Consider the following 12,724-nt stretch of genomic DNA (forward strand, 5'->3'; position numbering starts at 1 on the left):
TTTCTAGTAAATTATACCTTTTCCTAGCGGGGAAAGGTAAACATTGCTCCACGTTTTTGGTTAATAATAGCTTTTTCTTTGTTAATCGACAAATGTGAGGAGTTCTTCTATTATTTTCTATATAATAGAGGCGATTACCATACGAAAGGACATGGTTATGCAACTTACATTAACTTTTATCATTTTGGCAGTTACGATTATTTTATTTACGACGAATCGATTGCGGGCAGATCTTGTCGCAGTAATGGCATTATTATCATTTGTTATACTGAATATTTTAACACCTGCTGAAGCGCTGGCGGGGTTCTCGAATTCTGTAGTTATTATGATAGCAGGGCTATTTGTTGTCGGGGCAGGTATTTTAAGAACGGGACTTGCCGGTATGGCAGGAAATCTTCTATTAAAATGGTCGGGGGATAATGAGCTCCGTCTCTTTATTCTGCTGCTTGTCATTGTCGCAATTGTCGGGGCGTTTATGAGCAATACAGGTACGGTCGCGTTAATGCTGCCGATTGTTGTGTCAATAGCAATCAGCATTAAAGTGAGCCCGTCCAAATTTTTAATGCCGCTATCCTACATTGCGAGCATGTCGGGGTTGATGACGTTAATTGCGTCGCCGACAAACCTGATCGCTTCGCAAACACTTGTTGATCACGGCTTCGAAAAACTTGGATTTTTCACAATAACTCCAATCGGAATTATTGCGACGATTACCGTCATAATTTATTTAGTATCAGTACGTAATGTGCTGTTGCCGAATGAAGAAAACCGTTCGCAGTCAAGTGCGGGCTATAAGCTTTCTCCAAAGAAAATTGCCAAGGAATATGATTTGCATGATAAACTGTTCCGCGTTGCCGTTACCGAGCATTCGACAATCTCGGAACAAAAGCTGGCTGATTTGAAGCTTCCGGCAACTTATCATATTTATATTATGAAAATTAAACACGGTGCTGCACAGGAAGGACTTAATTTACGGCCGATGACGTACCAGGAGCTGGCGGGTCCGACAAGTGTTATTCATGTCGGCGATGAGCTGTATGTTCAAGGTATGGCAGATGATGTAGCACGCTTTGCCCATGATTTTGCGTTGACCGTTCAGCCGTTTGAAAATCATGCGAAAGAGCTCGTTACGAAAAAAATCGGTGTGGCGGAAGTATTATTAACACCGCAATCACGTCTTATTAAGGAAACGGTCAGTAAAATCGGATTCCGTGAAAAATACAATTTGAACATTTTGGGGATTAACCGTAAAGGTGACTACTTACTGAAAAACATGGCCGACCAGAAGCTACGTTTCGGTGATGCAATTTTAGTGCAGGGGACATGGGATGAAATCGAGCTGTTGTCCCGCGAAACGCAAGATGTGGTCGTAGTCGGACAACCACGCGAATTAGCAGGAGCCATTGCAGCAAACGGAAAGGCACCGATTGCCGGTATGATTATGCTGCTGATGATCGGGCTTATGGTATTTGAAGTATTTGATGCCGTCATTGCGGTATTAATCGGGGCCGTTCTTATGATTATTACAGGCTGTCTGCGCAATATGGATGATGCCTACAGTAAAATGAACTTCGAAAGTATTGTACTCGTAGCGGCAATGCTTCCGATGGCGACAGCGCTTGAGAAAACAGGGGGGATGACGATTCTCGCAGAAGGCATTATCAGTGTGCTCGGCGATTTCGGACCATATGGTGTATTGATGGGGATTTATTTACTGACAGCTGTTTTCGGGCAATTTGTTAGTAATACGGCAACAGCGGTACTTTTTTCGCCGATTGCCATCACTGCAGCACTTGCTATGGATGCGAACCCGTATACCTTTATGATCGGGGTAGCAACTGCTGCGAGTATGGCGTTTGCAACACCGATTGCATCTCCGACAAACTCCCTTGTCTTAACAGCTGGCGGCTATAAATTTATGGATTTCGTCAAAGTTGGTGTTCCGTTACAGGTTATTATGTTTATCGTCATGATGATTGCGGTGCCATTGTTGTTTCCGTTTTAAAGTGATTATTGGAACAATTTCGGTTTTGTGATCAATAACTTGTTGAGTTCTATTCCGCGGAAAGCGTCCCCGGAATTGAACTTAATTTTTTGCTGAACCGGCTGTTTTCCTTACCTGCAATCTATAGCGGTAAGGGGTTAACTGGTAGTATTCCCGGAATACTTTAGTGAAGTAATTGCCGTCTGTGAAGCCGACCATTTCTGCGATTGATCCGATTCCCAAACTCGTTTCTATTAATAACTTTTCGGCTTGCTGTACGCGATACTGCTGCAAATATTTCTTGAATGGTATGCCGCGTTTTTTTGAAAACACATTGCTCAAATAATTGGTGCTTATATTTAATTCGTTTGCGGCATGTTGTAATGTCAGCTCAGCATTAGTATAATAGCGCTCGATTATTTCAACAGCCAGCTCCGTATAGTCAGCAATCTGCTGTTGCTGCAAATTTTTTCTCGCATCGATCAAGCGTTGTGTAAATAAAATAAACTCCTGTACAATCGCATATAAAATCGGATGCTCTAAAATAAAATGGAACAGTGAGCGGTATTGCTGTTCCATTTTTGCTTGCTGCTGCAGATGATACTTCATCATAAATCGGCGGATTTGCGCTAAAATACTCGTCAAATGAATTCGCACATCATCCTGATGGTAATAGGTAGAACCTTTTGTTAGCGTATATAAAAAAGTTTTAATTGCTTTCAAATCACCGTTTTCAAGGCTTGTAATCCAAAGCTGCTGTTCCTCAGGAGTTAAAAGCGGATCAAGCCTTGTCACATGGAGTGTTTGCGAGCTTTTAAAAATATGGGAATACCCTTTATAAAAGCGCTGCGCCAAAGTCTTTTTACATGCTTGATACATAGTAAGCAATGTTGTCTCCTTACCGTCATAAACAGCAATATTGAGCGATTCCCCACTGAATTTCTCCCATTCCTGGCTCATGATTCGAAGCTGTCTGAATAGATTGGTAAAAACATCGATTTCAACAATACAAATCACCCGGTTTTGCAGCGGCAAGGCTAAGAGATTATGAAAAATAGGCAGTTCAATGAGCCACTCATACAGCATTAAATTATGCTTGTAATCTGCACACTCAATTAAAAAGAAGGACTTTCCATCTAAAGAGAAATTCCCTGGCTTATTTAAATACAAATCCGAATATAATTGCGTCTCGACTGGAACAGTACTTTTTGAAGTAGCTGCCGGCTTAGTCGAAGGGATTTTCAGCAAAGCAGACTTTAATTGCTCCAATGGCACAGGCTTCACAAAAAGATCGATCGCTTTTAAGCGGATTGCTTTCATTGCCTGCTGAAAGATAGGTTCCGCTGTAATACCGATAACGGGAATGGCCTGTTTTTGTAAAAACTGCTCTATAGAAGGAGAAACAAGTTCCATTTCTATAAGAAGTACTTCCGGCCGTGTTTCTTCAAATGCTTCAATTATTCTACTGCCATCTATTACACCAACTACTTCAATATTCCGCATAAAATAATTTTTTGAATACCACTCAATTCCTGCAATTTCTTCAAAATCCCGCTCAACAATTAAGATTTTCAATCAAACACCACCTTTAATAATTACTATTTCATATATAAATACTAAAAATCATCCAAATTAATTTTACTTTCATTAAATTTTACTATAATCGATGTTTTTATTCTATTTATTCGGAATTGAAAGAAAACTAGAATGGAGATTACAAAGGAGTGGTGGAATGACAAAGTACCAGGAGGAACAGGAACTGCCGAAAGTTGGACAGTTTGAAGTGAGTATTTTCATGAAAATGGTGTTTTGCAGCTTAATCGGGATTTTTAGTTTTTTTATCACATTTGAATGGAATGGAAAAACATCGATTTTAATCGACCATATCGTAAGTGCATTCACGACATTCACACCAACGTTAGTAAACGGGTATGTGTTGATTCTTTTAGTACTTGGAGCATTTTATCCATTTGTCACGAAAAAGTGGAATACCTCAAAAGTAAATATGGTGTTATCTATTTTTAAGTTGGGCGGACTTGTTGCAGGGGTAATGCTTATTTTTGGATTTGGTCCGGCATGGTTGTTTAATCCGGATATCGGTCCATTTTTATTAGAAAAACTTATTAAGCCGGTAGGACTCGTCATTCCAATCGGATCGGTTTTCTTAGCATTGCTCGTTTGCTATGGCTTACTAGAATTTATAGGGGTACTCATGCAGCCGGTAATGAAACCGATTTTCAAAACGCCTGGCCGTTCAGCTGTTGATGCGGTAGCCTCATTTGTTGGCAGCTATTCGGTTGGCTTAATATTGACGAACCGTGTTTATAAAGAAGGAAAATATACAGCGAGAGAATCAGCCATCATTGCTACAGGCTTTTCTACAGTTTCAGCTACTTTCATGGTAGTCGTTGCGAAAACATTGGATTTAATGGAATACTGGAACTTATTTTTCTGGGTGACATTAGTTGTGACATTCGTCGTTACTGCAATTACAGCCCGGATTTATCCATTAAACAAAATTAAAGATGAATACTATGAAGGCTCAACACCTCAGCCTGAAAAAATCGTAAAAGCTGATCGTTTAAAAGTAGCTTGGGCAGAAGCGGTAGATGCAGCAAAGACAAACCCGTCTTTACCTAAAAACTTATACATTCATTTAAAAGAAGGTTTTATTATGGCGATGGGGGTCATTCCTTCTATATTATCCATTGGACTATTAGGAATGGTATTGGCAATTTATACACCGCTGTTTGACTGGCTGGCATATATTTTCGCGCCATTTACGTATTTACTGCAAATTCCGGATCCGATGCTGACAGCTAAAGCGTTGTCATTATCAATTGCGGAAATGTTCTTACCGGCAATGATTGTAACAGAAGCAGTTCTAGTAACGAAATTTATCGTAGCCGTTATTTCGATTTCAGCTATTTTATTCTTCTCAGCTGTCATTCCGGTTATTTTATCGACAGACATTCCGTTATCAATTCGCCAAATGCTCATTATCTGGTTTGAGCGAGTTGTCTTAACACTCATTATCGTTACGCCAATAGCATTTATCTTATTCTAACTTCAAATTAAGGGAGAGATTTTTATGGTATATAAAACAAACATCCGTGCACCACGTGGTTCAGAGCTTTCATGTAAAGGTTGGACACAGGAAGCGGCAATGCGCATGCTGATGAACAATCTGGATCCGGAAGTAGCGGAAAATCCGGATGAGCTGGTCGTATATGGCGGTATCGGGAAAGCGGCGCGTGACTGGGAAAGCTACGAAAAACTCATTTCAACATTAAAAGAACTTGAAAATGATGAAACGATGATTGTGCAGTCCGGAAAACCGGTCGCAGTATTCAGAACACATGAAAATGCACCGCGCGTACTGATCGCCAACTCGAATCTAGTGCCTGGCTGGGCGAATTGGGACCATTTCTATGAACTGGAAGAACGCAATTTAATGATGTACGGGCAAATGACGGCGGGTTCATGGATCTATATCGGGGCACAAGGAATTCTCCAAGGAACGTATTTAAGTTTTGTGGAAGCAGGGAAAAAGAAGTTTGGAACAGCCGACCTTCGTGGTAAGTGGATATTAACTGGTGGTATGGGCGGTATGAGTGGTGCCCAGCCATTAGCCGGTAAAATGGCGGGTGCGGTCATTTTAGTTGTTGAAGTGGACCGTGCAAGAATCGAACGCAAAATAAATGAAGGCTACTGTGATTACCTTGTCGAAACAGTAGATGAGGCGATTGAGCTTGTAAATAAGTTAACAGCCGCTAAAGTACCTGCATCAATTGGTTTAGTAGGAAACTGTGCGGACATTAACCGTGAGCTGTTAAATCGTGGCATGATTCCGGATTTCGTGACAGACCAGACATCTGCGCACGACCCGATTAACGGCTATATTCCAAACGGGATGACGTTGGAGGAGGCACTTCAATTGCGCAAAACAGATGTGAAAACATATGAGCGCCGAGCAAAGGAAACAATGGCAGAGCATGTACGGACAATGCTTGAATTCCAGCAGGCAGGTGCGGAAACATTCGACTACGGAAACAATATCCGTGCGTATGCAAAGGAAATGGGTGTGGAAAATGCTTTTGATTTCCCTGGATTTGTACCTGCCTATATTCGCCCGTTATTCTGTGAAGGAAAGGGACCTTTCCGCTGGGTAGCATTGTCAGGCGACCCGGAGGATATTTACAAAACAGATGCTTTGGCTAAAGAAATGTTTGCTGAAGATAAGGCATTAGTAAACTGGATCGATATGGCGCAGAAAATGGTGAAATGGCAAGGCTTACCTGCCCGCATTTGCTGGCTGGGATATGGCGACCGCCACCGCTTTGCCCTAAGAGTGAACGAAATGGTCGCAAATGGTGAATTAAAAGCGCCGATTGTATTCGGTCGTGATCATTTGGACTCTGGATCTGTCGCTTCACCAAACCGTGAGACAGAAGGGATGCAGGACGGATCGGATGCTGTATCAGACTGGCCATTATTAAATGCGCTCGTCAATACGGCAGGCGGTGCAAGCTGGGTGAGCATCCATCACGGCGGTGGTGTAGGAATGGGCTATTCCCAACATGCCGGCCAAGTACTAGTAGCTGACGGAACAACACTTGCTGCAGAAAAGATCAATCGCGTGCTTATTTCAGACCCGGGTATGGGGGTTGTACGCCATGCAGATGCAGGCTACGATATTGCAGTTCGCACAGCAAAAGAAAAAGGTATCAATATGCCGATGCTAAAAGGATGATGAACTTTGGCTATTTTAATAAACAATGCAAATGAAGTATTAACAATGGAATGTGATGTGAAATTACCGCGCCGCCGTGAGCAAATGAGCGAGCTCGGTCTGAAAAAAGAGGTAAGTGTATTAATCGAAGACGATCGCATTGCAATGATTGCGCCTCTTGATGAAATAAAACAAGAATATCCGCATCTAGTAAGCGATGCCGAGGTTATTGATGCACGCGGGAAGATTGTTATGCCGGGTCTTGTTGACTGCCATACACATTTAGTACATGGGGGGACACGTGAACATGAGCTGAATATGCGCCTTGCCGGAAGGTCCTATATGGACATTATGAATGCAGGTGGCGGGATTCACTATACGACGACAAAAACGCGCGAAGCGAATTTTGATGAGCTATACAACAAAACCGTTCAGCACTTAAACGTGTTTTTGCGTCACGGTGTTACAACGGTTGAAGCAAAATCAGGCTACGGCCTTGATCTTGAAAACGAACTCAAACAGCTTTATGTTGTAAAGAAACTGCAGGAAGAGCATGTTGTCGATATCGTCTCTACTTTTATGGGTGCACATGCTGTTCCGAAAGAATTTAAAGGCAATGAAGATCAATTCGTGAAAATTATAATCGAGCAGATGATTCCAAAAGTGGCGGAATTGGGGCTTGCGGAATTCAATGATGTCTTTTGCGAAAAAGGGGTGTTCACACCTGAGCAATCCCGCCTGATTTTGGAAGCGGGGAAAGAATACGGACTGACACCGAAAATTCATGCAGATGAAATTGAGCCGTATGAAGGCGCGGAACTCGCTGCAGAAGTAGGGGCCATCTCCGCAGAGCATTTACTCGTTGCTTCAGATGAAGGAATTGCAGCTATGGCAAAGGCCGGTACGATTGCTGTACTCTTGCCGGGAACCGCCTTCTTTTTACGCGCACCGTATGCAAGGGGTCGCCTGATGGTTGATAGTGGTGTACCTGTAGCAATTTCAACGGACTTTAATCCGGGTTCTTCGCCAACGATCAGCTTGCCGTTCATTCAAAATTTGGCATGCATGAACATGGGAATGACGATGGAGGAAGTGCTTTGTGCAACAACGATCAATGCCGCCCACGCGATAAAACGTGCTGATCAGGTCGGCACGCTCGAAAAAGGAAAACAGGCGGATGTACTGATTTTGGACGTTCCGAATTATAAGCAGCTTCAATATTTTTACGGGATGAATCATACCGACACTGTCATTAAAGCAGGGAAAGTCGTTGTGAAAGGTGGCAGCTTACTGTGAGCGCTTTTCTAGTAAGCCCGGCAACTTCTTGGAATCGGGTGGAATCTGAAGACTTGAAGGTTAAAGACTGGATTGTACCAAGTTATGCGGAGCTTTCGGAATCCTTTGATGTGGTTTTAACAGGGGTCCCGCTGTCCCGTTCGTCGATCAGTGCTTCGGCAGCTTCGGAATATCCGGATTTTTTCCGTAAAAGTTGGAATCTGTTTACGACGTATTCGATTGATGAGGATGTGGATATTCGGGAACTACGGGTTGCGGATGTTGGCGATGTGAAAATGCACGGAACGAATATTTTGCAGTGTCATGACAATATCGAACAAGCGATGATGGATATATTGAATAATTGTCCTGCGAGCTTCTATGTACAAATTGGCGGAGATCATTCGGTTACTGCCCCGGTTGTAAGGGCTTTTGCAAATTCTTCCGGCAAACGAATCGGTATTTTACAGTTTGATACCCATCTGGATTTACGAGCAACGGAATCAGATGGACCGACAAATGGTACGCCGATCCGTCAGCTGCTTGATGCAGGGATAGTGAAGGGTGAGGATGTGTACAACATCGGGCTGCACGGTTTTTATAATGCCCCGAGCCTTATTTGTACTGCGGACCATTATGGGGTGAATCGTATTACGTTAAAGGATTTCCGTCGTCGTGGCGCGGAGTCCATAATCGCTAATGTCATGGAAGAGCTTTCTGGAAAAGTAGATATTGTTTATGTGACAGTTGATATGGACGTACTTGATATTGCATATGCCCCGGGAGTTCCTGCGTCTACACCAGGTGGGATGCGGACAGAAGAGCTTTTTGATTTGCTTTATGAAGTGGGGAAATACGAAATTGTAAAAGGTATGGATTTTGTCTGTGTCGATCCGCATCGTGATACACGTGAATTGCAGACAGTAAAAGCCGGAGTGTACGCGTTTTTAACGATGCTGGTATCGAGATTTGTTCATTTGAAATGAAAAGCTGACCGAATTTCTTTTTGGGGAATTCGGTTTTTTTTATGGAGTGAAAAATAACAAAAATGGATTAATAATCAAAACAGGGGGTAAAGGAGGAAAGAAAAAGCAGACATCGCATTGGATGTGGCGAAAAAATAGTTAAATGGGCTGTTTGAAAAGTTTAACCGCTTTTCGAACGGCCCATTTTATTTGAGGAGAGATCTGGTTTTCTAATAAATTCCCGAGATTTTCTAATATCTGTACTCAAGTTTCTAATAAATCGTCCATTTTCTAATAAAACAAATGGATTTTCTAATATCGACCCTCAATCTTCAAATATACAGCTGAAAGTTTCAAATATAACCCTCAAGTTTTCTTACTCTTATTTCTTCTAATAAAATGCAAGCTACTATAAAAGGAAAATTTATGAAACTTCTCCTCACCTCCACTCGTAAACAGTAACAATTACTTTCACAAAGGGAGGTCTGTCATGAAACGTAAAATCCTGTTCGCATTCATCGGAGCACTGCTCTTACATATTCTATATTACGCAATACTGCTGTTAATTGGTTTGGTTCAAACATTCTTCTACAAGCCGCAATTCGCACCGGATACGGTTGGGCTGCAATCTGAAATGGTATTCGGATTTTGTTAACCGAGGATCCCCGGTTTTTCTGCTCGGAAGCTATATCGGGGTGGCACTTCTTATATTCGCTGTACTCAGTTTAAAAAAGAAAGGCGTGAATAGCATTGATCGAAATTAACGGGAAATATACAAACGCGAAAATTTATACAAACACACCACAGGAAGTAGCGATTCAGCAAATTGATGAACTCGTCAATCAGCCGTTTATGGAAGGGACAAAAGTACGAATTATGCCCGATTATCATGCCGGAAAAGGCTGTGTCATCGGCACAACAATTCAGTTGAATGCCCGTGTTGTACCGAATCTCGTCGGCGTTGATGTAGGATGTGGGGTGCTCGTTTCGGAAATCGGTAAAGGTAACATTGATTTTAATGAACTTGATACAACAATCCGACGTTTCGTACCGAGCGGCAATGAAATCCATGAAACTGCACTAAATAGAATGGGCGCTGAACTTTTTGCAAACGAAAACTTCATCGCACGTGGCTTGCAAAATGAATATACAGGCCGCTCGCTAGGTACATTAGGCGGCGGCAATCATTTTATCGAGCTTGCAAAAGATGAGACGGGAGTTCATTATTTATTGATTCATACGGGCTCGCGCTATGTCGGGGCAAAGGTGGCGAACTGGCATCAGAAGCGTGCATTTGAGTCATTGCAGCGCGAAGATTTATCCGAAAGAATTGCGGCAATGAAGGAAGCCGGAAACAGCAAGGACATTCAAAAAATGGTTAATGCCTATAAGAATGAAAATCCGGTTGTGCCAAAGGATCTGGCATATTTAGAAGGCGATCTGTTCCGGGATTATATTGCGGATATGAAACTGGCACAGCGTTTTGCACATGAAAATCGGATCCATATTGCCAAGACAATCGCCGAGCATATGAAGTGGGAGTTCGCGGAGCAGTTTGATTCCGTACACAATTATATTGATACGGATGCCATGGTTTTGCGTAAAGGGGCAGTGCGGGCGGCAAAGGATGAAAAGCTCGTCATTCCGATGAATATGCGGGACGGTTCTCTTATTTGTATCGGAAAAGGAAATGCCGAATGGAATGAATCCGCCCCACATGGAGCAGGCCGGATTTATTCGCGGACAGCCGCAATGAAAAACCTGTCGATGGATGATTTCAAACAGACGATGCAAGGGGTTTGGACAACTTCGGTAAGTGAAGAAACACTCGACGAAGCACCAATGGCCTATAAGCCGATGCAGGAAATTGTCGAGCAAATCGGAGAAACGGTGACAATCCAGAAGCACGTGACACCGGTTTATAATTTCAAAGCGAGTGATAAATGGAAGAGATAATCTAAAAACCACTTTATGAACAAATTTAGTCATGTATGAAATATACATGTTTTAATCGGTTGTTGTTTCATTGTGTTTCCTTTTCCAAGAGGCCAAAATAAGGCTAGAAGGGGATGAAATAGATGGCAACAACGACTTCAATAGTGCATGAACGTATAGATTTCCTTACTTTATATAAAAAAGAAACAAATCAGACAGAAGAGTGGCTGAAAAAGCGTTTGGAAGATGCCCAGCATTCGGACTTTATTTTATCGACAGATGAGCTTACATACGGGGCGCGAGTTGCATGGCGCAACAGCAATAAATGTATCGGGCGCCTGTTTTGGAATAGCTTAAACGTGTTTGATAAGCGCCAATTATTAAATGAAGCTGAAATTTACGAAGCACTTCTTAACCATATTGATTTTGCGGCCAATAACGGGAAAATCAGACCGGCTATAACACTGTTTGAACCGGACCGTGTACGCATCTGGAATCATCAGCTCATCCGCTATGCCGGCTATGAAACAGATAGTGGGATTGTCGGAGATTCCGATTCGATCGAGTTTACGAAAATATGTGAAAGCCTTGGCTGGTGGGGTGCACGTACTCACTATGATGTACTACCACTTGTCATTCAAGTTGATGAACGGGAGCCTATGTTTTTTGATATTCCGAAAGAGCGTGTGCTGGAAGTGGCGATCACCCATCCGGAGTATGATTTTTCATCATTAAATATGAAATGGTATGCAGTTCCGATTATTTCGAGTATGCGTTTTAATATTGCCGGTACTGATTTTCCGGCAGCCCCGTTTAACGGGTGGTATATGGGGACAGAAATTGGTGCGCGCAACTTGGCGGATACGTACCGCTATAATTTTCTCCCGAAAGTAGCAGAAGCAATGGGGTTGGATACTACAATGAATGCATCGCTTTGGAAGGACCGTGCACTAGTTGAATTGAATGTTGCGGTTCTTCATTCCTATAAAAAGGCGGGCGTTAGTATTGTCGATCATCATACAGCAGCTCAGCAGTTTCAGCTGTTTCAAGTGCAGGAAAATAAAAGCAACCGCGATGTAACCGGCAACTGGGTTTGGCTTGTACCGCCACTATCTCCTGCAACGACAGATCTGTATCATGAACCAATTGCCAACACGATAAAAAAACCAAATTACTTCTACCAACAGCAGCCATATTAAAATAGGTGTGCAGGAAGCGAAAGCCTCTGCACACCTGTTTCTTTACCTTTTATTTAACATAATTTGAATCAATTCATCACGATCGATTAAATAAACGTCATTGATGTCGGCAAGTTTTTCAGCCTGGCGTGTAAAATGACTGTTGGTGACAACCCATGCTTCAGTTGCCTCATACATTTTTACCGCACCGATAATTTCCTGAACGGCTTTTACACCGACCGTACCGGAATAGCGTTTTGCCTGGACAGCGATAATATCTTTTCCGTCCTTTAGAATAAGGTCTGCACCGTAGTCACCGCTCGTTGCGGTATAGCTCACTTTAAAACCGCGTCGCTTAAATAATTCTCCTAAAAATCTCTCGAAATCCTCACCGGTCATTTTGTCGACTTCACGGATGCCGGATTTCCGTAACTTCCTCGTCTTCAGCGATTTCAGCCAAATTTTAAACGCGATATATAGTACGAAATAAGCGACAATTCCATAGCCGATCCCTTCAGCTGTTTGTGTGACATAAAAACCAGCTGCACCAGCCGAGGCGATGAAAAACAGCGGGATAACCGGCAGGCGTTTTTTATTTCGTTTTCTCTTTTTACGCAATAGTTCTGTACTCCTTTTGTTTACTAACGCTATTATA

General features: G+C 42.5%; 10 protein-coding genes. 8 read left to right on the forward strand and 2 right to left on the reverse strand.

Going from position 1 to position 12,724, the window contains the following annotated elements; all coding sequences use genetic code 11:
• The first annotated feature begins 157 nt into the window (after positions 1–157).
• Positions 158–2,005 (forward strand): SLC13 family permease, encoded by a 1,848-nt coding sequence (locus tag MKY27_RS01195; RefSeq protein ID WP_339197007.1) that lies wholly within the window; start codon positions 158–160, stop codon positions 2,003–2,005.
• 81 nt (positions 2,006–2,086) lie between these two features.
• Here MKY27_RS01195 and MKY27_RS01200 read toward each other — a convergent pair whose 3' ends face one another.
• Complete coding sequence (locus MKY27_RS01200; protein WP_339197010.1) at positions 2,087–3,559, reverse strand: helix-turn-helix domain-containing protein; 1,473 nt, start codon at positions 3,557–3,559, stop codon at positions 2,087–2,089.
• A 157-nt stretch (positions 3,560–3,716) separates the two neighbouring features.
• On the opposite strand from MKY27_RS01200, the gene MKY27_RS01205 reads away from it, so the two are divergent.
• The 7 genes from MKY27_RS01205 (at position 3,717) to MKY27_RS01235 (ending at position 12,090) form a co-directional block, all read left to right on the forward strand.
• Complete coding sequence (locus tag MKY27_RS01205) at positions 3,717–5,051, forward strand: YjiH family protein (RefSeq protein ID WP_339197013.1); 1,335 nt, start codon at positions 3,717–3,719, stop codon at positions 5,049–5,051.
• Between the two features lie 24 nt (positions 5,052–5,075).
• On the forward strand, positions 5,076–6,737 hold the full coding sequence (gene hutU / locus MKY27_RS01210) for a urocanate hydratase (RefSeq protein WP_339197015.1): 1,662 nt from the start codon (positions 5,076–5,078) through the stop codon (positions 6,735–6,737).
• A 45-nt stretch (positions 6,738–6,782) separates the two neighbouring features.
• On the forward strand, positions 6,783–8,012 hold the full coding sequence (hutI, locus tag MKY27_RS01215; RefSeq protein ID WP_339199571.1) for an imidazolonepropionase: 1,230 nt from the start codon (positions 6,783–6,785) through the stop codon (positions 8,010–8,012).
• Positions 8,009–8,977: an agmatinase family protein gene (locus MKY27_RS01220; protein ID WP_339197018.1), complete on the forward strand. Its 969-nt coding sequence runs from the start codon at positions 8,009–8,011 to the stop codon at positions 8,975–8,977. The genes hutI and MKY27_RS01220 overlap by 4 nt, the downstream gene beginning before the upstream one ends.
• Before the next feature lie 469 nt (positions 8,978–9,446).
• Positions 9,447–9,611, forward strand: coding sequence for a hypothetical protein (locus MKY27_RS01225; protein ID WP_339197021.1), 165 nt, complete (start codon positions 9,447–9,449; stop codon positions 9,609–9,611).
• A 95-nt stretch (positions 9,612–9,706) separates the two neighbouring features.
• A complete protein-coding gene (locus MKY27_RS01230) occupies positions 9,707–10,912 on the forward strand; it encodes an RtcB family protein (protein ID WP_339197023.1) in 1,206 nt (401 codons plus the stop codon).
• A gap of 122 nt (positions 10,913–11,034) precedes the next feature.
• Complete coding sequence (locus MKY27_RS01235; RefSeq protein ID WP_339197025.1) at positions 11,035–12,090, forward strand: nitric oxide synthase oxygenase; 1,056 nt, start codon at positions 11,035–11,037, stop codon at positions 12,088–12,090.
• Between the two features lie 42 nt (positions 12,091–12,132).
• Here MKY27_RS01235 and MKY27_RS01240 read toward each other — a convergent pair whose 3' ends face one another.
• Positions 12,133–12,687, reverse strand: a complete 555-nt coding sequence (locus tag MKY27_RS01240) for a restriction endonuclease (RefSeq protein ID WP_339197027.1) — start codon at positions 12,685–12,687, stop codon at positions 12,133–12,135.
• Positions 12,688–12,724: the final 37 nt, after the last annotated feature.

It is taken from the genome of Solibacillus sp. FSL R5-0449, assembly GCF_037975215.1.
Lineage (GTDB): Bacteria > Bacillota > Bacilli > Bacillales_A > Planococcaceae > Solibacillus.